Source organism: Rhizobium sp. 01L410, assembly GCF_056400165.1.
Genome location: NZ_JBFTST010000006.1, coordinates 36,184 through 59,335, shown reverse-complemented (window position 1 = coordinate 59,335; position 23,152 = coordinate 36,184). Strand labels below are relative to the sequence as shown.

Annotated in this window: 17 protein-coding genes and 1 pseudogene; 7 read left to right on the top strand and 11 right to left on the bottom strand. The window is 61.2% G+C overall.

Features of this window, described 5'->3' with window-relative positions:
• Nucleotides 1-105: 105 nt before the first annotated feature.
• Nucleotides 106-2,058, bottom strand: coding sequence for an acetoacetate--CoA ligase (locus tag AC1DV9_RS14550; protein ID WP_477948641.1), 1,953 nt, complete (start codon nucleotides 2,056-2,058; stop codon nucleotides 106-108).
• A 163-nt stretch (nucleotides 2,059-2,221) separates the two neighbouring features.
• Here AC1DV9_RS14550 and AC1DV9_RS14545 point away from each other — a divergent pair, with 163 nt between their 5' ends.
• A complete protein-coding gene (locus tag AC1DV9_RS14545) occupies nucleotides 2,222-4,111 on the top strand; it encodes an AsmA family protein (RefSeq protein ID WP_477948640.1) in 1,890 nt (629 codons plus the stop codon).
• Here the strand turns inward: AC1DV9_RS14545 and AC1DV9_RS14540 are convergent, their stop codons facing one another.
• The 5 genes from AC1DV9_RS14540 to AC1DV9_RS14520 form a co-directional block, all read right to left on the bottom strand.
• Nucleotides 4,112-4,930 (bottom strand): ABC transporter permease, encoded by an 819-nt coding sequence (locus tag AC1DV9_RS14540; protein WP_112387655.1) that lies wholly within the window; start codon nucleotides 4,928-4,930, stop codon nucleotides 4,112-4,114.
• Between the two features lie 3 nt (nucleotides 4,931-4,933).
• Nucleotides 4,934-5,845: an ABC transporter permease subunit gene (locus AC1DV9_RS14535; RefSeq protein ID WP_112387654.1), complete on the bottom strand. Its 912-nt coding sequence runs from the start codon at nucleotides 5,843-5,845 to the stop codon at nucleotides 4,934-4,936.
• A 2-nt stretch (nucleotides 5,846-5,847) separates the two neighbouring features.
• On the bottom strand, nucleotides 5,848-6,990 hold the full coding sequence (locus tag AC1DV9_RS14530; RefSeq protein ID WP_477948639.1) for an ABC transporter ATP-binding protein: 1,143 nt from the start codon (nucleotides 6,988-6,990) through the stop codon (nucleotides 5,848-5,850).
• Nucleotides 6,991-7,087: 97 nt separating this feature from the next.
• Nucleotides 7,088-8,185, bottom strand: a complete 1,098-nt coding sequence (locus AC1DV9_RS14525; protein WP_477948638.1) for a polyamine ABC transporter substrate-binding protein — start codon at nucleotides 8,183-8,185, stop codon at nucleotides 7,088-7,090.
• A 135-nt stretch (nucleotides 8,186-8,320) separates the two neighbouring features.
• Entirely contained in the window at nucleotides 8,321-9,730 is a 1,410-nt protein-coding gene (locus AC1DV9_RS14520) for a helix-turn-helix domain-containing protein (RefSeq protein WP_477948636.1), read from the bottom strand.
• 139 nt (nucleotides 9,731-9,869) lie between these two features.
• Between AC1DV9_RS14520 and aceA the strand changes: the two genes are divergently transcribed.
• From aceA to AC1DV9_RS14505, 3 genes are all read left to right on the top strand, one after another.
• Nucleotides 9,870-11,180 (top strand): isocitrate lyase, encoded by a 1,311-nt coding sequence (gene aceA / locus AC1DV9_RS14515; RefSeq protein ID WP_477948634.1) that lies wholly within the window; start codon nucleotides 9,870-9,872, stop codon nucleotides 11,178-11,180.
• A 23-nt stretch (nucleotides 11,181-11,203) separates the two neighbouring features.
• Nucleotides 11,204-11,440: an SMc00767 family acetate metabolism repressor gene (locus AC1DV9_RS14510; protein WP_112387649.1), complete on the top strand. Its 237-nt coding sequence runs from the start codon at nucleotides 11,204-11,206 to the stop codon at nucleotides 11,438-11,440.
• A 106-nt stretch (nucleotides 11,441-11,546) separates the two neighbouring features.
• Nucleotides 11,547-12,623: a helix-turn-helix transcriptional regulator gene (locus AC1DV9_RS14505; RefSeq protein WP_477948633.1), complete on the top strand. Its 1,077-nt coding sequence runs from the start codon at nucleotides 11,547-11,549 to the stop codon at nucleotides 12,621-12,623.
• Nucleotides 12,624-12,625: 2 nt separating this feature from the next.
• Here the strand turns inward: AC1DV9_RS14505 and AC1DV9_RS14500 are convergent, their stop codons facing one another.
• Entirely contained in the window at nucleotides 12,626-13,495 is an 870-nt protein-coding gene (locus AC1DV9_RS14500; protein WP_477948632.1) for a LysR family transcriptional regulator, read from the bottom strand.
• Between the two features lie 90 nt (nucleotides 13,496-13,585).
• Here AC1DV9_RS14500 and AC1DV9_RS14495 point away from each other — a divergent pair, with 90 nt between their 5' ends.
• On the top strand, nucleotides 13,586-13,819 hold the full coding sequence (locus tag AC1DV9_RS14495; RefSeq protein ID WP_477948630.1) for a hypothetical protein: 234 nt from the start codon (nucleotides 13,586-13,588) through the stop codon (nucleotides 13,817-13,819).
• Here AC1DV9_RS14495 and AC1DV9_RS14490 read toward each other — a convergent pair.
• From AC1DV9_RS14490 to AC1DV9_RS14475, 4 genes and pseudogenes are all read right to left on the bottom strand, one after another.
• Nucleotides 13,792-15,634, bottom strand: a pseudogene (locus AC1DV9_RS14490) (methyl-accepting chemotaxis protein). The gene AC1DV9_RS14495 and the pseudogene AC1DV9_RS14490 overlap by 28 nt on opposite strands.
• A gap of 259 nt (nucleotides 15,635-15,893) precedes the next feature.
• Nucleotides 15,894-18,422, bottom strand: a complete 2,529-nt coding sequence (locus tag AC1DV9_RS14485) for a methyl-accepting chemotaxis protein (RefSeq protein WP_112513934.1) — start codon at nucleotides 18,420-18,422, stop codon at nucleotides 15,894-15,896.
• Between the two features lie 285 nt (nucleotides 18,423-18,707).
• The gene (locus AC1DV9_RS14480; RefSeq protein WP_310292842.1) at nucleotides 18,708-18,851 is read right to left on the bottom strand and encodes a hypothetical protein; all 144 of its coding nucleotides are present in this window, start codon (nucleotides 18,849-18,851) and stop codon (nucleotides 18,708-18,710) included.
• A gap of 152 nt (nucleotides 18,852-19,003) precedes the next feature.
• Nucleotides 19,004-20,137 carry a BaiN/RdsA family NAD(P)/FAD-dependent oxidoreductase gene (locus AC1DV9_RS14475; protein WP_477949063.1) on the bottom strand — a complete coding sequence of 378 codons (1,134 nt, stop codon included), beginning with the start codon at nucleotides 20,135-20,137 and terminating at the stop codon, nucleotides 19,004-19,006.
• A gap of 174 nt (nucleotides 20,138-20,311) precedes the next feature.
• Here AC1DV9_RS14475 and AC1DV9_RS14470 point away from each other — a divergent pair, with 174 nt between their 5' ends.
• A complete protein-coding gene (locus AC1DV9_RS14470) occupies nucleotides 20,312-21,748 on the top strand; it encodes a glutamine synthetase family protein (protein ID WP_112387643.1) in 1,437 nt (478 codons plus the stop codon).
• A gap of 13 nt (nucleotides 21,749-21,761) precedes the next feature.
• Nucleotides 21,762-23,060: an NAD(P)/FAD-dependent oxidoreductase gene (locus AC1DV9_RS14465; RefSeq protein ID WP_477948628.1), complete on the top strand. Its 1,299-nt coding sequence runs from the start codon at nucleotides 21,762-21,764 to the stop codon at nucleotides 23,058-23,060.
• Nucleotides 23,061-23,152: the final 92 nt, after the last annotated feature.

Genomic DNA, 23,152 nt, shown 5'->3' with positions numbered 1-23,152 from the left:
CTCCAAGTTGCTTCACCTTTGACCAACCTTTCTTAACGAAGGGTTGCCGCGGCTGGGAAGCTATCAAAGGTGAAAGCTTGTAGTTTCGGGCGCCTTTTATTGAAATTAGCCGTTTAGTTCAGCCAATCCGGCGAAAAGCTCCAGCGCTTCCGGGTTTGCAAGCGCCTCCTTATTTTTGACCGGCCGGCCGTGGACGACCTCACGCACGGCGAGTTCGACGATCTTGCCAGACTTTGTGCGGGGAATATCTGTGACGGCAATGATTTTGGCCGGTACGTGGCGCGGCGATGCACCCGTGCGGATGCGGGTCTTGATCGTCTTCACCAGATCTTCGCTCAGCGACACCCCCGGCGCGAGACGGACAAACAGCACAACGCGGACGTCGTCATCCCAATCCTGGCCGATGCACAGCGCTTCGGCCACCTCTTCCATCTGCTCGACCTGATTGTAGATCTCGGCGGTGCCGATGCGCACGCCACCCGGATTGAGCGTCGCATCGGAGCGGCCGTGGATGACCAGACCGCCATGCTGCGTCCATTCGGCGAAGTCGCCGTGACACCAGACATTGTCGAAGCGTTCGAAATAGGCAGCGCGATATTTGGCACCGTCAGGGTCGTTCCAGAAGCCGGCAGGCATGGACGGAAAGGCCTTGGAGCAAACGAGTTCGCCCTTTTCCTGGCGCACCGGCTTGCCTTCGTCGTCCCAGACATCGACGGCGAGGCCGAGGCCTGCACCCTGGATCTCGCCGCGCCAGACCGGCTGCAGCGGATTGCCGAGGACGAAGCAGGAGACGATATCCGTGCCGCCCGAGATCGAAGCGAGCTGGATGTCTTCCTTGATACCTTCGTAAACGAAGGTGAAGCCTTCGGGCGACAACGGTGAGCCGGTCGAGGTCATCAGCCGGAGGCTCGAAAGGTCGTGGCTGGTGCGCGGCGTCAGGCCGCTCTTGCGCACGGCATCGATATATTTCGCCGACGTGCCGAAGATCGCGAATTTCTCTGCCTGGGCGTAGTCGAAGAGAACATTGCCGTCAGGCGCGAAAGGCGAGCCGTCGAAGAGGCCGAGCGTGGCGCCCGCGGCCAAGCCGCTTGCCAGCCAGTTCCACATCATCCAGCCGCAGGTGGTGAAATAAAAGAGCCGGTCGCCGGGCTTGATGCCGCAATGCAGGCGGTGCTCCTTCAGGTGCTGCAACAGCGTGCCGCCCGCCGAATGGACGATGCATTTCGGCACCCCCGTGGTGCCCGACGAGAAGAGGATATAGAGCGGATGGGAGAATGGCAGCGGTGTGAATTCGACCGGCTTTGCCTGAAAGGGCGAAAGGATTTCGGCGAAGGTCTTGGCGCCGGGTGTCGCTCTCGCCACGGCCTCAGCATCACCGGCGTAGTGAACGATCATCGATGGCGCCTGCAGCTTGGCGGCGACGGCAGAGATCTTGGCGGAGACATCCTGCAGCTTGCCTGAATACCAATAAGCGTCGCAGGCAATGAACAGCTTCGGGCCAATCTGGCCGAAGCGATCGAGCACACCCTGCTCGCCGAAATCCGGAGAACAGGAGGACCAGATGGCACCGATCGAGGCGGCCGCAAGCATGCAGGCGATGGTCTCCGGCATGTTGGGCATCATCGCGGCAATGCGATCGCCTTCGCCGATGCCGAGTGCACGATAAGCCTGCTGCAGCTTCGAGACCGTCTCATGGAGACGGTTCCACGACCAGCGATCCTCGACCTTGTCCTCGCCGCGAAAGATCAGCGCATCGCCTTCGCCCTCGGTCGACAGCAGGTTTTCCGCGAAGTTCAGCCTGGCATCGGGAAAGAAGCGAGCCTTCAGCATGAGATCGCCATCGGCAAGTACACGATCGCCCCGGTCGCCGCGAACGCCGCAGAAATCCCAGAGAGCTGCCCAGAATTTCTCGCGCTCGGCAATCGACCAGGCATGCAGGCCGGCGTAGTCGTCAAGCGCCAGTCCGAAGCCGGCGTTGCAATGCTGCATGAAGGCATACATCGGGCTTGCTTCAATGAATTCCCGTGACGGCGTCCAGAGCGGCCCAATGTCGTTCATCGCATTTTCCTCCCGTTTATTCGCTATATAACATGCTGCACTGCATTATAAAGCGTGCATTGCGCCAACTGCATGGCCAGCCGAATTGCATATGGCGCGTATTTCATATATCCGGCAAACTCAGCGCATAACCGGTAAGCGACTGAAAAGACTGGCGGAGCTGATGAGTACGTCAAGACAACCGAAGTGGCGTAGAAAGATGGCCCCCGTTTCGCGCTGGCTACCGGGTATCGCACGTCTGGCGACGATGCTCTTGCTTGTTTCCGCCGTCATCTTTGTCTCCCTGCGCGTTGCCGCACCTTTCCTCGTCTCGACCGGCATGGTGCGCTCCGGCATCGAAGATGCGCTGTCGCGCTGGACCGGCTACAAAGCCGAGATCAAGGGCAGCCCGGGGCTGGAATTCTGGCCGACACCGCGCATCACGCTGAACCAGATCACCATCCGGCAGCCGCCAAACGCGGGCAACAAACTGCTTGGCACGATCGAGAGCCTTTCGGCTGATTTCAGCCTGATCGATGCCCTGCGCGGCCGGGCAAGCTTCCACGAATTCCATCTGCTGCGGCCCAACCTGTCGCTGACCCGCGACCAGCAGGGCCTGATCGACTGGACCTATGCCGGCCAGCTTGCCAAAGCGATCGATGGCGCGCACCAGGATGGCAATGCCGAGCTTCTCGATCCGAAGCTTGATGCGGAGGTCGGCGCGATTACCGTCGAGGACGGCACATTCAATATCGCCGATCTCTCGACGGCCAAGACCTACCATTTCGATGGCGTGACTGCCGATATCAACTGGCCAAGACTGTCGAGCGGAATGTCGGCCGTGCTGATCGCGCGTACCAGCGGCCAGGACCTGAAGATCGACTTCTCGTCGCGCACGCCGCTGCTGGTATTTGATGGCAAGACCGCCGAGATCAAAGCGTCGCTGACATCAGGCCTGATGACGGCGGCATTCTCCGGTCTCGGAAGCATATCCAGGCTCGACGGCCTGTCAGGGAATGTCACGGCCAACATCGCCGATGTCCCTGCCCTATTGGCTTGGTCGGGCAAGTCGATCCCCGGGACCGAGAGCCTCAAGTCCTTTTCGATCAGCAGCGACGTGATTTCGGCGGCGAATGGGCTTCGTTTCAACAACGTCACGCTCGGGCTCAACGGCTCTACCGCAAGCGGCGTGATGGATGTCTCGAACGTCCGTGACAACCGGGCAAAGCTTGGCGGCACGCTTGCCTTCGACACGATGAACCTCAAGCCCTTCTTCGACGCTTTCGCGCTGCGGCTTGCAGCGGGCGAAGAGGGCGCGACGCCCGATGGCGGGCCGCTGCAGCGGCTGGATCTCGACCTGCGGTTCTCGGCCAAGGAAATGCAGCTTCAGCCATTCGCCCTATCGAATGTCGGCGCCAGCATCATCGTATCTAGCAACGAGGCGAAGTTCGATATCGGCGACAGCCAGTTCGAAGGCGGCGAGATGTCGGCGCATCTGGAAGCAACGCGTGGCGACTTCGACGGTGGCGGCAAGCTGCAGATGTCGATCCGCGGCGCGGATTTCGAAGCGCTGGTCGAGCGGCTGCAGCTGAAAGGTCCGCTGCCGCTGACCACGGGTTCGCTTGACGTTTCGCTGAAAACCGCAAAGCCGCTCTGGACGGCCGGGCTTGAGGATCTCAACGGACAGGTCGTGTTTCAGGCCGGGGCCGGGTCGATCGCCAACTTCGATGTGGAGGCGATCCGCAATCAGGCGGCGCAGCAGAGGTTCTTTCCGCTCAATGCTGCCGGTGACCACTCCTTCCCATTCACGCGGGCCGAGCTGACGGCAAACCTCTCCGCCGGATCCGCCGATCTTGAGAACGTGCGGGTTCAGGGCACGGTCGAAACGCTCAGCCTGTCGGGTCTCATTCCTCTGCAATCCAGCGGGCTCGCGCTTTCCGGCTCGCTGCAGGCGACCGACGATACGCGGGCAGCGGAGCTTCCGCTGCTACCCTTCTTCATCGGCGGCTCCTGGCCCAATCCGGTGATCTCACCGGTGCCGGTGGTTACCCAGCCGGCACCGAACGCGCAGTAATCAGGGCGCGTTGGCGGCAGCGCGTTCATCGCGCTCCCGCTGGACTTCGCGGCGTTTGGTGATCACCGAAGCGGCGATGACGCCGACGGCGACGACCGCGATCAACAGGGTGCAGACCGCGTTGATCTCAGGCGTCACGCCCAATCGCACCTGGCTATAGATTCTCATCGGCAGCGTCGTCGCCCCCGGACCGGAGGTGAAGCTGGCGATGACGAGATCGTCAAGCGACAGGGTGAAGGCCAGGATCCAGCCGGAAAAGACGGCGGGTGCGATGATCGGCAGCGTGACCTCGAAGAAGGTGCGGACCGGCGGGGCGCCGAGATCCTGTGCCGCTTCCTCGATCGACTGATCGAAGGTCATCAGGCGGGACTGAACGACAACCGCCACAAAGCACATGGTCAGCGTCGTGTGCGCCAGCGTGATCGTCCAGAAGCCGCGGTCGAGACCTATTGCCACGAAGAGCAGCAGCAGCGACAGGCCGGTGATGACCTCAGGCATGACGAGCGGCGCATAGACCATGCCCGAAAACAGCATGCGGCCGCGGAAGCGCGTGTGCCGCACCAGCGTGATAGCAGCCAACGTACCTAGAATGGTTGCCGCTGTCGCCGACAGGACACCGACGCGGACCGTCACCCAGGCGGCATCCAGCAGGGCGTCGTTATGCATCAGCGACACGTACCACTTGGTCGAGAAACCACCCCAGACGGTGACGAGCTTGGACTCGTTGAAGGAGAAGATGACAAGGAGCACGATCGGCAGATAGAGGAAAGCGAAGCCGAGAGTGACGGAGATGATGTTAAAGCGTGTCCAGCGTAGCATCTCTTATCTCCCCTGCTCGTCGGCTTTGGCCTGGGCATTCTGGAAGAACACGATCGGCACCACGAGGATCAAGAGAAGGATAGTCGCCACGGCCGAGGAGACCGGCCAGTCGCGGTTCGAATTGAACTCGTTCCACAGCGTCTTGCCGATCATCAGCGTCTGTGATCCGCCGAGCAGGTCGGGGATGACGAATTCGCCGACTGCGGGAATGAAGACGAGCATGCAGCCGGCAACGACGCCGGGCAGCGATAGCGGGAAGGTGACACGCCAGAAGGCGCGGATCGGCGTGCAGCCGAGGTCCTGCGCCGCCTCTATCAGCGTGCCGTCCATCTTTTCCAGCGAGGAATAGAGCGGCAGCACCATGAACGGTAGGTAGGAATAGACGATGCCGATATAGACGGCGATGTTGGTGTTCAGGATGATCAGCGGCGTATCGATGATCCCCGTGCCGATCAGCACCTGGTTCAGCAGCCCTTCCGGCTTGAGAATGGCGATCCAGGCGTAGACGCGGATCAGGAAGCTCGTCCAGAACGGCAGGATGACCAGCATGAGCAGCGTCGGGCGGATGCTGCGCGGCGCCTGCGCCATGCCATAGGCGATCGGATAGGCGATCAGCAGCGTCAGGAAGGTCGAGATCCCGGCAATGACAAGGCTCGATATATAGGCGTTGAAATAGAGCGGATCGTCGATCAGGTAGCTGTAATTGTCGAAGGAGAAGGTCGACATCTTGTCGAGGATACCGCTCCAGCCGTCGGCAAACGAGAAGGACGGCTCGTAGGGCGGCATGGCAATCGCCGTCGCCGAGAGCGATATGCGGAAGACGATGAAGAACGGCGCCAGGAAGAAAATCAGAAGCCACGCATAGGGGATGATCATCACCAGGCGATTGTAGACGGCTGAACCGAGCTTGCCCATGATCAATCCTTCAACAGCACGCCGGCATCTTCGGCGAAGGTGACCCAGACATCCTGATCGTAGGTGAAGGGATCGTCGACGGCGCGCTGCGCGTTCAGCGACGATGCCTTGACCACCTGGCCGTTCTTCAGCTTCACGTGGAAGACGGTCATGTCGCCGAGATAGGCAATGTCCCAAAGCTCGCCCGAGGAGGCGTTGACCGTGGGATTTGCGGGCGGCTGGCGGGTGACCCTGAGCTTCTCGGGACGGATCGCGAAACCGGCGCTGCTGCCCTTGGCGGGCATATCCGATGTTGCGACCTTGATCGTCAGGCCAGCATCGACGGCGAGCTCGACACTCACGCCATCGGCGGAGACCACCTTGCCGTCGAAGATATTTACATCGCCGATGAAGTCGGCCACGAAGCGGCAGTTGGGCGCTTCGTAGATTTCGGCAGGCGTCGCGACCTGGACGACCTTGCCATGGCTCATGACGGCGATGCGGTCTGCCATAGTCATCGCCTCTTCCTGGTCGTGGGTGACGACGACGAAGGTGAGGCCGAGATTCTGCTGCAGGTCCATCAGCTCGAACTGGGTTTCCTCGCGCAGCTTCTTGTCGAGCGCGCCGAGCGGCTCGTCGAGCAGCAGCACCTTCGGGCGCTTGGCGAGAGAGCGGGCGAGAGCGACGCGTTGGCGCTGGCCGCCGGAAAGCTGGTTGGGCTTGCGGGAGGCGAACTGCTCAAGCTTCACCATTTTCAGCATCTGCGACACGCGTTCGCCGATCGCATCCTTCGACATGCCGTCCTGGCGGAGCCCGAACGCGATGTTCTTTTCGACCGTCATATGCGGGAAGAGCGCGTAGCTCTGGAACATCATGTTGACCGGGCGCTTGTAGGGGGGCGTGCCGGCCATGTCGGTGCCATCCAGAATGATTTCACCCGCGGTCGGCTGTTCGAAGCCGGCCAGCATACGCAGCAGGGTGGACTTGCCGCAGCCGGATGCGCCGAGCAGCGCGAAGAATTCGCGGTGATAGATATTCAGACTGAGATCATCGACGGCGGTGAAATCGCCGAAGCGCTTGGTGACGTTCTTGAAGGAGATAAAGGGTTTTGCTGCCGGATCGGTCCACGGCGCGAAGGAGCGGCGAATATTGCCAAGAGACTTCATGGTTTTCCCCGAAATTATGATTTGAAAACCGGCGCTCCCCCGACGGCCGGCACGTCAATAAAAGGCCCGGGCGTTGCCGTCCGGGCCGAAGTCTCGATTACTGGCCGGTAACGACCTTTGTCCAGATTCGTGTGACGATGCGCTGCGTCTTCGGATCGAGCGGCGGCACCGTGAAGAGCTTGGCCATGACTTCAGGCGTCGGGTAGATCGCCGTGTCGTCGATGACGGCCTTGTCGAGGAACTGCTGCGACGCCTTGTTGCCATTGGCATAATAAACGAAGTTCGATGCCTTGGCGGCGACTTCGGGCTTCATCATGTAGTTGATGAAAGCATGCGCCTCTTCGACATGCGGTGCATCCTTCGGGATACCGAAGACGTCGAAGAAGATCTGCGCACCCTGGTTCGGAACCGAATAGTCGATGGTGACGCCAGCCTTGGCTTCCGCCGCGCGGTCACGCGCCTGGAACATATCGCCGGAATAGCCGAGCGCGATGCAGATATCGCCGTTGGCGAGCGCGCTGATATATTCGGACGAGTGGAACTTGCGCACGAACGGACGGACCGCGAGCAGAACTTCCTGCGCCTTGTCGAGATCGGCCTGCTTCTTGCTGTTCGGGTCGAGGCCGAGATAGGCAAGCACAGACGGAATGACGTCGGTCGGCGAATCCAGCATGTAGATGCCGCAATCCTTGAGCTTCGCAGCCTTGGCAGGATCGAAGAGTGCATCCCAGTTCGGCTTCTCGTCGGTGCCGAGCGCAGCCTTCACCTTGTCGACATTGTAGCCGATGCCGGTGGTGCCCCACATGTAGTCGACGCTGTATTCGTTGCCCGGATCGAAGGTGGCGACGCCCTTCATGACGACGTCCCACATGTTCGACAGGTTCGGGAGCTTCGACTTGTCGAGCTTCTGATAGACGCCCGCAGCGATCTGGCGCTGCATGAAGGAAACCGTCGGAACGACCACGTCATAGCCGGTGCCACCGGCCAGGAGCTTGGTTTCCAGCGTCTCGTTGGAATCGAAGGTGTCGTAGACAACCTTGATGCCGGTTTCCTTGGTGAAGTCCTCTAGGATCGAGCTGTCGATATAATCGGACCAGTTGTAGACATTGACGATGCGCTCCTGGGCGTAGGATGGCGCTGCTGCAAAAATAGCCACGGCGGCTGATACCGCGAGCTTTGCGATGACTGACCTCATAATCTCTCCTGTGCCTTTATAATTATTAGGTATCACGCCCCCGGACACCCATTCCCTCTGGATTTTTGGCTAGACTAGAAAGGAATTTGGGAGGCGACAAGCGCTAAATCCGGGTGCTCGCAATGATTTCACCGGTCACTGGAAATCGAAGGCGCTGAGGCCGGTCACCATCTCGTCTAGCCCAAGCGGGCGAGTGACCGGCGGCTCGGCGCGGGCAAGACAGCCTTTTCGCTCACAAAGGCGGCAGGCTGGGCCGATTGCAACTGCATGTGGCGAAGATGACGTGGCATGGCTGTAGACGGTCGCATCCCGGAACTGCGCGTCGCAGCCGACGAGCACGGCGGTGCGTCTGATCCGCTCACCGAAGGGCGCGGCAGGGCCTTCGAGCGTTCTCGACACCGTGAGAAAACCGGAGCCATCGGGCGTTTCGGCCGTTTCCGCGATGATCTGTCCCGGCTGCAGCAGAGCGGCGTGTATGCCGAGCTTCGGACAGCCGCCGCCGAAGCGGGCATGCGGGAAACCGGCAGCACCTGCCCGGCGCAGACGGTTTCCCGCGGCATCGACCTCCATCAAAAAAAACGGAACGGCGGCATTGCCGGGACGCTGCAGCATGATCAGCCGGGCGGCGGCCTGGCCGAACGAACAGCCATAGCGGCTGCGCAGCAGGTCGAGATCATAGCGCACCGATTTCGCCGCGGCGAGAAAGGCCTCATAGGGCATCATGATCGCCAGCGCCGCGGAGCGCGCCAGCTCGAAGCGGGCAATGCGCTGGGCCTCTGGCGTGGAAAGGCCGAGACTATCGAGTTCCTTGCCGATCGCGGCACGCAGGGCCAGCGTTGCTACTTCGATGGCGATTTCCTGCAACTGTTCGGATGCGGACAATCGCTCGGAGATGAAAAGACGCATCGAATGCCGGTCGAAACGGCGGCGCAGGTCCGGCATGACATGAACCGGCATGATCCGCACGGTGATACCGCGCCCCTTCTGCAGCCAGTCCTTCAGCACCTGCTGGAGATCGCCAGATGGCAGCGACATGAAGAATTGCTCGGCGGCATCCTCGATCATGGCGAAATAGGCCGGGCGCCGCTCCAGCACGTCGCGGACTTCGTCTGCCGGAAGCCTGGCGCCGGCGGCCGGGACATCGGCGTCGCCGGCCATGAGGGCGCTCAGGTCCGACAGCCGCGCCGCCTGCTCGCGGTAGGCACGGTAGAGCTTCACCATGCCGCTTGCCGCGTTCGGCGCCGCCTCGGCGATTTCGACGAGTTCCTGATCGCCAGGCAGCTCGCCCGATAACAGCGCATCGGCAAAGACTTCGCGCAATCCGGCGAGATTGTTGCCGGGTTCGCTTTGGAGATCGTCGAGATCGACCTTGTAGACCGAGGCGAGCTTCAGCAGCAGCTGGACCGTAAGCGGCCGCTGATTGCGCTCGATCAGGTTCAGATAGGAGGGCGAGATGCCGAGCGCCTCGGCCATCGCCGTTTGCGTGACGCCCAGGCCGTTGCGGATACGCCTGACTTTCGGCCCCGCGAAGATCTTCCGTTCCATATGCCAGCCTTTTACAAATCTTTACAATTTGACAGAGCATCCTTGTAAAACTCGAGGCAATATAACCTCTTTCCATGCCCAATAATCAAGTATTTTCTGGCTATTTTCGCGTGATTTGTAAATTCTGTCACACAGGTGAATGACGCCGAAGGAGGATACTGTGACTGAGTTTGACAAGCTGATCCACAACGCACCGGCTGGCCGTTTCGACGGTATCGAGCGCCCCTATTCTGCAGAGGACGTCCGGCGTCTGCGCGGTTCCGTGGCGATCAGCCATTCGCTGGCGGAGATCGGCGCCAACAGGCTCTGGGAGCTCTTGCGCCGGGATGATTTCGTCAATGCGCTCGGCGCCCTCTCGGGCAATCAGGCGATGCAGATGGTGCGCGCCGGGCTGAAGGCGATCTATCTTTCCGGCTGGCAGGTGGCGGCCGACGCCAATACGGCGTCCGCGATGTATCCGGACCAGTCGCTCTATCCTGCCAATGCCGGCCCCGAGCTTGCCAAGCGCATAAACCGCACGCTTCAGCGCGCCGACCAGATCGAGACCTCGGAAAACAAGGGATTGTCGGTCGAGAGCTGGTTCGCGCCGATCGTCGCCGATGCCGAGGCCGGCTTCGGCGGGCCGCTGAACGCCTTCGAGATCATGAAGGCCTATATCGAGGCGGGCGCGGCCGGCGTCCATTTCGAGGATCAGCTGGCATCGGAAAAGAAATGCGGCCATCTGGGCGGCAAGGTTCTGATCCCGACGGCGGCCCATATCCGCAACCTCAATGCCGCGCGTCTGGCAGCCGACGTCATGGGCGTCCCGACACTGGTGATCGCCCGCACTGACGCCGAGGCCGCGAAGCTTTTGACCTCGGATATCGACGAGCGCGACCAGCCTTTCGTCGATTACGATGCCGGACGCACGGTCGAGGGCTTCTATCAGGTGCGCAACGGCCTGGAGCCCTGCATCGCCCGCGCCGTCGCCTATGCGCCCTATTGCGATCTCATCTGGTGCGAGACGTCGAAGCCGGATCTGGATCAGGCGCGGCGCTTTGCCGAGGGCGTGCACAAGGTTCATCCGGGCAAGATGCTCGCCTATAACTGCTCACCGTCCTTCAACTGGCGCAAGAACCTCGACGAAGCGACGATCGCCCGGTTCCAGCGCGAGCTCGGCGCCATGGGCTACAAGTTCCAGTTCATCACCCTTGCCGGCTTCCACCAGCTGAATTTCGGCATGTACGAGCTGGCGCGCGGCTACAAGGACCGGCAGATGGCGGCCTATTCCGAGCTGCAGCAGGCGGAATTCGCCGCCGAGGCCAATGGCTATACGGCGACGAAGCATCAGCGGGAAGTCGGCACCGGTTACTTCGATGCCGTATCGCTTGCCATCACCGGCGGCCTGTCCTCGACGACAGCGATGCTAGAATCGACCGAACACGCACAGTTCAAGCCCGCGGCGGAATGACCGCGCAACAGGAGGAGAAGACAATGGCTTCCATCTCACGTGTCCGCGAACGCGCGGAAGAACAGGCATCGACGATGACGCCGGACCAGCAGAGCATGATCCGCATGCTGGCCAACGATCTGCACCGGCTCAACGCGTCGGTCATGAAGGCGGTCGAGTCCGGAGTTTCCGTAGAGCTTGTCCGGTCCGCCCGTCATCACGGGGGCGACGGCAACTGGGGCGATCTGATGATCCCGGTTGTCGTTGCCAACCGCGCCTAAAGGAGGAGAAGGCGCCGGAAAAACCGGCGCCTTCTGCGTCATTTGACGCAATTGTCAGTCCCGGCAAAGACGAGCATAATGTCTTCAAGCTCTTATGGGACATCATATGCCTGCAATGATACGCGCGGACGTGCAGTCCCTGACCGACTTGGTCTATGGGGCACTGCTCGGGGAAACCAGCTGGCAGGATTTTCTGGATACGCTGAACACGCGCATGCCGGATGGAAAATCGACGCTGTTTTTTCACGATGCCGTTCTCGGCTCCGGCGGACTGTCGCTTTCGTCGGGTCTCGATGGCTCGGCAGCCGAAGCCTACAACACGCATTTCAGCACGGTGAACCCGTGGATGGCGAAGGCGGCCGTACGGCCCGTCGGGCTCGGCGTGATCGCCGATCAGATGCTGCCGCATGAAGAGCTGTTGAAAACCGAATTCTATCACGACTACCTGCGCAGCATCGATTGCCGCAGCAGCATCGGCGTGACGATCATGCGGGAGAAGGGCCGGTCCTTCAATCTCTCGACGCTGACTTCAAGCACCGACACCGGCTATAACCGCACCAATGCGCAGGTGCTGACCGAGCTTGCCCCGCATCTTCGGCGGGCTTTCGACTACCTGCGCCGCGAGCGAAGCAACGAGGCAGGCGGCAAGCCGCTGCTCGATGCGATCGGCGTCGGGCTGATCTATCTCGGCGAGGAGCGCAAGGTGCGCTCGATGAATGCTGCCGCACAAAGGCTGCTCACCGAAGGCTGCGGCATCAGTGTCACGCCAACCGGACGGCTCAATGTCAACGACGCTGGTATCAACGAGCAGCTGCGCGCGACCGGCCATTCCAGCGAGCCGCTGCAGCCGGTTTGCAGCGGGCGCATCGGCAATGTGAAATATACGCTGGTTCGGCTGCAATCGGATTTCATGAGCGAGTTCCTGCAGGAGCCGACCTCGGCGCTGATCATCGAGCGTGCCGGCAGCAGCTGTGCGCATCTCAACGAGCGGCTGAGCGGCGACGAACACCTGACGGCGGCGGAGCTGCGCATTGCATCGTCGATCGCCAGTGGCCTGTCGCTGCGTGACACCGCCAAGCTCAACGACATCAGCTACGAGACAGCACGCTCGCATTTGAAGAACATCTTTTCCAAGCTTGGCGTCAACAGCCAGGTGGCGCTGGTGCGGCGGCTGATCCCCTAACGCTAGCTGCGGCTGGCGCGCTTTCCGGCGAAGAGGTCGGAATAGCTCTTCAACAGCTTCGTCATGCGATCGGCAACCGCGCGGATTTCCGGCCGGTGGCGGTCTTCATTGTTCATGACGATCCACTGGCGATGCCGCAACTCCGGGATTTCGGCGCCGAGACGCTGTAGCTCGGGATCGAGATCGCCGACGAAACAGGGCAGGACCGCCCTGCCCGCACCCGCCCGCACCAGATCCGGCAGCGATCGCGGCCGGTTGACGGTGGCGGCGATCGGGCCGGATGAGTTTCGATAAGGCCAGCGCAGATAGCCGGAGATCGCTTCGTCTTCGGCAACGGCCACCCATTGCTCGGCGGCCTCGGCGGCATTGCGCCTGACATAGACGGCATAGGCGACCTCGCCGAGCAGCCGGGCGGCGAGATTCGCCTCTTCGGGCTCGAAGGCGCGAATGCCGATATCGCTTTCGCGGTAAGAGAGATTAGCGCGCGTTTCGCCGATTGTAAGCGAAACGGAGAACGCATCGCCGGGCATGCGGATCGCTGAAAAGTTCTCGGTCAGCAGCCAGGCCACCCAGGTTCCGGCAGCCACCCTGACCGTTGCCGCACCCTCGCCCGATTGCCGCCAGGCATCGATCTTGCGGGCAGCGGCTTCCATTTCCTGCAGATGGTCGAGCAATGCCTGTCCGTCCGGGGTCAGGCGATAACCGGTCTGGCTGCGGACAAACAGCGTCCGGCCGGTGTCCTGTTCGAGTTCGAGCATGCGGCGGCCGACGGTAGCCGGGCTGAGGCCGCTGGTACCGCTCGCGCCCGTTAGCCCGCCGAGGCGCGCCACCTGCAGGAAAAGCTGATAGGAATCCCAAGTCATGTTTTTCATCGGTGAAAATCGTATGCCGATTTCACCTGTTTAAGAAGCGATTTTTGCTGTGTATCTGAAGTGATGTCTCGTCAAACGGAGGACATCATCATGATCGACCAGATCGCCATCGCCAACATGATCGGACTGTCGCAGGGCGCACCTATCTCCCGCCCTTCATCCGAAGATGCATTCTATGAGGAGTATGGCAATTCGCGGATCATCCGTGCCGTTACCTGGCTAACGGAGATCGGCATGAAAAACAAAGGCCGCGCTGATGAGGCGCGGCCCAGGACCATTCATTCAATGCATGCCGATCAGGCGGCCCGTCTCGCCGGACGGTGAGCTGCGGCACCGTTGCCGATGCGGAACTGCTGGAGCAGGCCCATCAGCGCGTCGGCTTCGTCTGCGAGCTGGCGGCTTGCCTGCGTCGTCTCTTCGACCATCGAGGCATTTCTGGGTCATCTGATCCATGGCGTTGACCGAACCGTTGACTTCCTGAAGGGCGGCGGACTGGTCATGGCTGGCGGTAGCGATCGTCTCGACATGCTTGCTGATGACGATGATTTCCTGGCTGATCGAAGCCAGGACATTGCCGGTCTTCTGCACCAGCTCCGAACCAGCCGTAACCTCGCGGGTCGACTTCTCGATCAGACCCTTGATCTCGCGGGCGGCGTCAGCCGAGCGCTGGGCCAGTTCGCGGACTTCCTGCGCGACAACGGCAAAGCCCTTTCCCGCTTCACCCGCACGGGCGGCTTCGATACCGGCATTCAGCGCCAGAAGATTGGTCTGGAAGGCGATGTCGTCGATGACCTCGATGATCTGTTCGATCTTCTGCGACGCTTCCTCGATGCGCCCCATGGCAGCCACGGCATCGCCGACCACGGCGCCAGAGCTATCGGCGGTCTTCTTGGTGAGCGCCACGGTGTTGTTGGCCTCGCGGGCCCGTTCCGCGGAAGAGCGGACGGTAACGGTGATTTCCTCTACGGCTGCAGCCGTCTCTTCAAGATTGGCGGCCTGGGCCTCGGTGCGCTTGGAGAGCTCACCGGCAGAGGCGAGCATCGCGCCGCTGTTGCGCTGGATGGCGTTGGCATTGTCGCGAATGCTCGACAGCGTGTCCTGCAGACGAAGCAGCGAGCTGTTGAAATCGACGCGCAGCTGCTCGAGGCGGCCGACGAAAGGCGTTTCGATGGTTTCCGAGACATCGCCCTGTGCCAGACGGCCGAGACCGGCGGCGAGCTGGTTGACGGCGAAGTCGATCTGGCCGTCGAGCGTGCGCTTGTCGGCGTCGTTGCGGGTGCGCTCGGCTTCCGTCAGCGCGCGCTGTTCGGCAGCCTGGGTTTCCAGGTCCTGGCGCGCCTTGGCGCTGTCGCGGAAGGCTTCCAGCGCCCGGCCGATCTCGCCGAATTCGTTGCGCTTGTCGACACAGGGAATGGCGCCGGAGAGATTGCCCGAGGAGATCGCATGCACCGTCTTCGTCAGCGCCTGGAGGGGGCTGACCGTGCGGCGGATGGCGAAGAAGGCCAGCAGGCTGACGGCCAGCATGACGGCGGCACCTGCGCCGATGACGAGGACTTGCAGATGCTGCAGGCGAGCGAAATAGACTTCCATCGGAATGCCGATGAAGAGGATACCGGTATTGGCGCCGGCGGCATTCTTCACCGGGAAATAGCCGGTCATGTAGTTCTTGCCGAACAGGACAGCCGGGCCATAATAGGCGTCGCCCTTGGCAAGCACCGTCTGCGCCGGATGATCGGCGGCAAGTTTGGTGCCGACGGCGCGGCTGCCGTCTTCCTTCTTCACATTGGTCGAGACGCGCACATAGTCGCTGCCCTGCTTGTCGAAGATCGTGGCGACGCCGGCGATCGACTGAGCGGTACGATCGACCAGCGAGTGGTCGGTGAATGCGGGTATCTTTTCTTCGGTGACGGTGGCGAGCTGCGAATCCGTGACCGTGATCGTGGCGCTCTGGTCGCCTGCACCATAGAGGATGGCCATGGTGCGGTTTGCGTCCCTGGCATCTGAGACGGCGTTGTCCATCACATAGCGGCTGAGGTCGTAATAGGTCACGGCAACGATCGCGCCGGTGCTGACCACAAGCAGACCGAGTGTGATCGCGACCGCCTGGCGGACGATGGATGTCGAGAAAAAGCGCAGCATGAGGGCCCTCTGCAAGATGAATTGCAGATACTCTATGCGTTAAACGTTAAAGAAAATTTTCCGCTAATTACCTGAAAAAATGCAATAAATTGCATAAGTATGATAATTTACCTATGTCTTTTCCCACATCGGTAGAAAATGTGGTCTGTCGCGGGCGGAACACAACCATGGCGGATATTTTCTAAGTCATTGACGTTGTTCGACAAACAGAAAACGGCGCCTCGCGGCGCCGTTTTCTTCGACTGGTTTTCGGCTGGGATCAGGCAGCGCGGTAATAGGCCGTGTGCGATTCGCCTTCGATCTTGAACTGCTGCACGAGAGTAAGCAGGCTGTCTGCCTGGGAAGCGAGTTCGCGGCTTGCCGCCGTCGTCTCTTCCACCATGGCGGCGTTCTGCTGGGTCATCTGGTCCATCGAGTTGACGGTGGCGTTGACTTCCTGCAGCGCACCGGACTGATCGTGGCTGGCGCGGGCGATCATTTCGACATGCTGGCTGATGGTGACGATCTGCGCGCTGATCTTCGCCAGCACGGTACCGGTTTCCTGCACCGACTGCGAACCGGAGCTGACTTCCGTCGTCGACTTGTTGATCAGGCCCTTGATCTCCTGCGCGGCAGCGGCGGAGCGCTGGGCAAGCTCGCGGACTTCCATCGCGACGACAGCGAAGCCCTTACCCGCCTCACCGGCGCGCGCTGCTTCAATACCGGCGTTCAGCGCCAGCAGGTTGGTCTGGAAGGCGATCTCGTCAATGACGCCGATGATCTGCTCGATCTGGCGCGACGCATCCTCGATACGGCCCATGGCATCGATCGCCTTGCCGACGACAGTTGCCGAGTCATCGGCGCTGCGCTTGGCCTGGCGGACGATCTGGTCGGCATCCTTGGCGCGCTCGGCAGACGAGCGGACGGTAACGGTGATCTCGTCGACGGCGGCGGCGGTCTCTTCGAGCGAGGCAGCCTGCTGTTCCGTACGCTTGGCGAGATCCTCGGCCGACTGGGCCATCTGGTTGCCGTTGCCCTGGATCATCTGCACATTATCGCGGATCTGGCTCATGGTCTCCTGGAGGCGGAACATCGAGCCGTTGAAGTCTTCACGCAGCTGCTCGAGACGGCCGATGAACGGCGTGTCGATCGTCGTGGAGATATCGCCCTGCGACATGCGCTGCAGACCGGCGGCAAGTTCGTTGACCGCATATTCGATCTGACGGTCCATCTCGCGCTTTTCGGCATCGTTGCGCTGGCGCTCGTGCTCGGCGGCCTGGCGCTCCTCGTCGCTCTGCTCCTCGATGCGGATCTTGGAGATCGCATTCTCCTTGAAGATGCCGAGGGCGCGGGCGATGTCGCCGATTTCGTCGTAGCGCTGTTCACCGGAGATATTGGTGTCGAGCGCACCGTCGGCGATACGGCGCATCGCGGCGGTGATCTGGCCGATTGGGCGCTGCAGGGTGAGAACCAGGGCGATGCCGCCGATGATCGAGACCAGAATGCCGAGGCCTGTGGTGCCGACGGAAATGCTGTTCGCCTGCTCGCGCTCGGCGCCGGCCGTCTGCTTCTGCAGTTCGGCGAAGCTGGTCAGCTGGCCCCAGACGCTGTCGAGCTCCTGGCGGGCAGCGGCGTAATCGCTGATGCGCTGATTGATGACATCGACGAGGCTCTGCGCGTCCTTGTCCATCGAGACGAGCGCGGGGGTAATCGCCGAGATGATGTCACCGGCAAAATCCATGCCCTTGGCACTGGCCTGCAGGGTGTTCAGCATGGTGTTGAGGGTCGAGATTTCCTGGTTAAGTCGAACCCGGTTTTCCTTGGTCGGCTTGGCGCTGAAATCGGCCAATACGAGCTGCAGCGAATAGATCGACGTTTCCAGACGGCGGGTGTCTTCCAGAACCGAGTTGGTCTGGGCAATACGGCTGTCGAGCTGGACGAAGGTGGTGGTCGCCTCGCGCATCATCTGCGTGGCGGTCAGCTGCGTGTAGGTGGACATCTGGCGGAAGCGGGAAACGAGACGGCCGAGATTGGCAACGCCGTCATCGGAGCCGGCATCGGGTGCGGCGGCCTGCGTCTTCAGATCGCTGATGGTCTGGGCCATCGACTGCGTCATGCTCTTCTGGTTCTGCGGAACCGAGATTTCGATCATCCGCTGAGCCTTGATGATCGTCGGCAGCGCCGTCGTCACGACCTTCAGCTTGTCGGCAGGAAGCTGCGCCTTGTTGAAGTCGTTCATGGCGGTTGCCAGCGTATCGCCGCCCTTCAGCAGACGGTCGGCGGCGCGAAGCGTTGCGGTCGCGTTGCCTTCGTCGGTGCGCACGCTCTCTTCGAGCTGACGCGCGTCGTAGCTGACGTTAAAGCGGTTGGTGATCATCACCTTCTGGGCGTCGTCTATCTGCTTGCGCAGCGCGACTTCCTGGTCATGCAGCGTCCAGAGTTTGCCGACGGTGCCCGAAATGGCGCTGGTGCCGTCCATCGCAGCCTGCAGATTGTCGCGGCCGGCATTCTCGCCGATCTGAGACAGGGTGGCGTTCAAAGTTTCGCCCTGTGTCTTGATATCCGCGTAGAGCTTGTCGCGAGCCTGCTCGTTGGTGTTCTGCAGGAAGTCATCCATGGAGCCGTAGAGATCCTTGAAGCCGCTCAGCGACTGCAGAATGCTGTTCGAAATTTCCATGCGCCCTTGCAGCATGCCGGAGGCGTAAAGGCCGGTGAGGCCGACCGCCGAGATGGCGACGACGAAAGGCAGAACGAAGATCAGGACTTTCGTCTTGATCTTGAAGCGCGACAGGATCTTATCAATGAACATGGCTATACCGGCCTTCCATACACCACTCCTCCCACCGGCTGCTGTTGCTGCGCCGGTCGAGTGCATCGAGCTGACTTTTTTGGAATAATGGGAAACCCGAGGGCTCAGGCGGCAATCATTGCCAAGTCATCGCCGCACGAAACGGGATGCCCATAGTTTCAGCAAGTGTGACAGAAGAGATATTAATTTTCGGATAAGCCAAATCGTTTGAAATGGCCTTTCCGATCAAGGCCATGCGGCTGCACGCCAAGGGCAGACCGCAAATTATATGATAATTCGGAAAGGTCAGACGGCGTGCGCGATCACCAAGGCAATAATCGCAGCGGTTGCGCCGGTGGCGAGCATGAGAAAGCGGAGCGTCGCGAGTTTCGTGTCAGGCTTTGCCTGGGCGATTGCGATGGCGCGGGCGCGGCGTGTGTTCCTATTCATCTAAAGGACCTCACTTTTCTCAATACTGTAACAATCCATCAAAATGGCTGTGCGGTAAAGCTTTAAATGGGAAGCTTGTTCCATCGTTGCCATTGAGACACGATGGCGCACCCGGCTTAAGAAGTCTTGAATCTATTTGCCCGGATTCGAGCCTATAAGGATTCACCTGCAGCAAAGCCCGAGGCCCAGGCCCATTGGAAGTTATAGCCGCCGAGCCAGCCTGTGACATCGACGCATTCGCCGATGAAATAGAGGCCCGGAACCGTCTTGGCTTCCATGGTCTTCGAATCCAGCGCTGATGTATCGATGCCGCCGAGCGTCACTTCCGCCGTGCGGTATCCTTCGGAGCCGGACGGCTTGACCGTCCAGTTCTGGGCGGCATCGGCAAGCCTCGCCAGCGCCTTGTCGGAGAGGTCGGCCATGTTGCCGGAAATGCCTTCGCGCTCGGTCAGATATTGGGCAAGACGCTTCGGCAGGATTTCCGCCAGCGCCGTCTGAGCCGACTGGCGGCCATTCGTCTGCTTCGCTTTCTTCAGATGCTGGAGCAGATCGAAATCGGGTTCGATATCGACGGTGATCCCCTCGCCTTCGCGCCAATAGGACGAGACCTGCAGGATCGCCGGGCCGCTGAGGCCACGGTGGGTGAAAAGCAGCGCTTCCCGGAAGGCCGTCTTGCCGTGGCGGATTTCGGCCGGAGCGGCAATGCCGGAGAGTGGTGCTATCGCTTCCAGCAGGACCGGATCGAGGGTCAGCGGCACGAGACCGGGACGGGTTTCGGTCATGGCGAGACCGAATTGCTCGGCGATACGATAGGCAAGACCGGTGGCGCCCATTTTCGGGATCGACTTTCCGCCGGTGGCGATTACCAGCGAGGCGCACTCGTAGGCGCCTTCCGAGGTATCGACGCGAAAACCTTCGTCGGTCTTCTCGACACCGAGGATTTCCGTGCGCAACTGCCACTCGGCACCGGCCGCCCGCATCTCGTCGAGCAGCATATGGATGATGTCCTTGGCGCTGTCATCACAGAACAGCTGGCCGAGCGTCTTCTCGTGCCAGGCGATCTTGTGCCTGTCGACCATGGCGACGAAATCGGCGGGGGTGAAGCGAGCGAGGGCCGATTTGCAGAAATGCGGGTTGGCGGAGAGAAAATTCTTCGGCCCGGCATGGATATTGGTGAAATTGCAGCGCCCGCCGCCAGAGATGCGGATCTTCTCGCCGGGGGTCTTGGCATGGTCGAGAACCAGAACGGAGCGGCCGCGCTGGCCGGCGCGGATGGCACACATCATGCCGGCGGCGCCCGCGCCGATGACGATTACATCGCTCTTCCGTCTCAAGCCGGTTTCCTTCCGTAAAGGGTGCCTTCTTTTTCTATCAAATGGCGAAAGTCAACGCCTCTACCCCCCTCGCCAATTGCCAAACTCTGGCTATTATGGCCTTCCGATCAACGTAACCGGTGTGTCATGTCTCCAAAAAAGACAACGCTTAAGCCTGCCAAGAACGTTAGCCCCACGATCAAGACTCCCCCTGACCCTGGGTCGTCGCGCGGCGTAGCGAACTGGAAGGAAGCGGCACAGTGGCTACGGGCACGCGGCATCGAAGACATCGAATGCATCACCCCCGACCTCGCCGGCGTTCCGCGCGGCAAGATGATGCCGACATCGAAATTCACCTCGAACACCTCGCTTGCACTGCCTTCGGCAATCTACCGCCACACAATCTCGGGCGCCTATCCCGAAGAGACGGAAAGCTTCCGCTATGAGCCGCGCGACAGCGACCTCAAGCTCGTTCCCGATCTTTCGACGCTCTCCGTCGTGCCATGGGAAACCGACCCGACGGCGCAGGTGATCTGCGATATCGTCAATTCCGATGGCGGCGAAGTGTCCTACACGCCGCGCAACGTCCTGAAGCGGATCATGGGCCTTTACAGTGCCCGCGGGTGGAAGCCGGTTGTCGCACCTGAAATCGAGTTCTATCTGGTCGCCACCAACGATGACCCCGATTATCCGCTGCATCCGCCGAAGGGCCGTTCGGGCCGTTCGATCCTCGGCGGACAGGGCTATTCGATCGCCGGGATCAACGAGTTCGACGAGCTGATCGACGACATCTACCATTTCTCGGAGAAGCAGGGCCTCGAGATCGATACGCTGATCCATGAAGAAGGTCCGGCGCAGCTCGAAATCAACCTGCGCCACGGCAATCCGATCGAGCTTGCCGACCAGGTGTTCATGTTCAAGCGCACGATCCGCGAAGCGGCGCTGAAGCATGGCATCTTCGCGACGTTCATGGCCAAGCCGATGCAGGGGCAGCCGGGTTCGGCGATGCATATCCATCAGTCGGTGGTCAACGAAGAGACGGGGAAGAATGTCTTCTCCAATCCGGATGGCTCACCCTCGAAGGAGTTCTTCCACTTCATCGGCGGCATGCAGAAATACGTGCCGAGTGCGCTGGCGATGCTGGCGCCCTACGTCAACTCCTACCGCCGCCTGGCGCCGAACATGTCATGCCCCGTCAACAACGCCTGGGGCTACGACAACCGCACGACGGCCTTCCGCGTTCCGGTTTCCGATCCGCAGGCACGCCGCGTCGAGAACCGGCTGCCGAGCTCGGATGCCAATCCCTATCTGGCGCTGGCGGCCTCGCTGGCTTCGGGTCTGCTGGGGATCATGAAGGAAATCGAGCCGACGGCACCGACAGAAGATGCCGCCAACGAAGGCTCGATCGACCTGCCGCGCGGATTGCTGGAAGCCGTGGCGCTGATGGAAGACGAGCCGGCCTTCGAAGAGGTGTTCGGCGCGGAGTTCATCGGGCTCTATGCCGGGGTCAAGCGCGGCGAGTTCGAGACCTTCATGGAAGTGATCAGCCCCTGGGAGCGCGAGTTCCTGCTGCTCAACGTGTGAGGAGGCATTCCTCATGGCGGTGAAGCAAGACTGGCAGAGCCCGATCGCGCCCGGCGTTTCCTGGTATCAGGCAACGGCGGGGGAGCGCCCGACCTATCCGGAGCTAGACGGATCCAGAACCTGTGACGTCGCCATTGTCGGCGGCGGCTATACCGGGCTGCAGGCGGCCTACAATCTCGCCAAGGCGGGGGTATCGGTCGTACTCATCGATGCCAACCGCTTCGGCGACGGTGCATCCGGCCGCAATGGCGGTCAGCTCGGTACCGGCCAGCGCTGGTGGCCGGAAGAACTCGAAGAGAAGATCGGCTACGAGCGCTCCAAGGCGCTGTTCGACCTGGCGGAGGGCGCAAAGAAGCACCTGCTCGATTTCGCCAACGAGCATCAGATCGACATCGAGTTCATGCCCGGGCAGATGAACGTGGCGCACAAGGAGAGCTACAAGCGTTCCTATGCCGAAAATGCCGAGATCGCAGCCTCTCGTTACGATTATCCGCATGTGCGTTTCATGGACAGGGAAGAGACGCAGGAGCGGCTGGGGTCGAAGCGCTATCATTGTGGCGTGCGCGACACCGGCACCGGCCATATCCACCCGCTGAAACTGCTGGTCGGGCTTGCCCGCGTCGCCGCCAATGCCGGCGCTCAGATCTTCGAGATGACGCCGGCCACCGCCGTCCGTAATGACGGCGGCAAGGTGAAGATCGACACGCCGAGGGGTACGATCGCCGCCGACAAGGCGCTGATTGCCTGCAACGGCTATATCGGCAATCTGGAGCCGGTGACGGCAAGCCACGTCATGCCGATCCGCTCCTTCATCGGCGCCACCGCGCCGCTGAAGAACTTCCCGTCCGTGCTGCCGGGCGGCGAAGCGGTTGCCGACTCGCGCTTCGTGGTGCGCTATTTCCGCAAGTCGAAGGACGGGCGGCTGCTGTTTGGCGGGCGCGAGGCCTATACCTCTGACAACCCGCGCGACATCACGGAACACATCCGCCGCCAGATCGCCGAGATCTACCCCGTATTGAAGGACGTCGAGATTACCCATGCCTGGGGGGGCTCGGTCGGCATCACCCTGCCGCGGCAGCCCTTCGTGCGCGAAGTGATGCCGAATGTGACATCGATCGGCGGTTATTCCGGCCACGGCGTGATGCTGTCAAATTACTGCGGCAAACTTTATGCAGAAACGGTTCTTGGAAAATCAGGGGAACTCGATCTCTTCAAAGGGCTCGATATCCCGGCCTTTCCCGGCGGACCAGCCATGCGGGCACCGCTGCTTTTCCTAGCCTTGTCCTGGTTCGCGCTGCGCGACAAGTTTTAGGGCGATTGCGGGATTTCCTCTCGGGTCAATTCGCTTTAAAACCGGGACCCGAGAGATTCATTGCATCGCACACTGGCTTTTTTAAATCGATT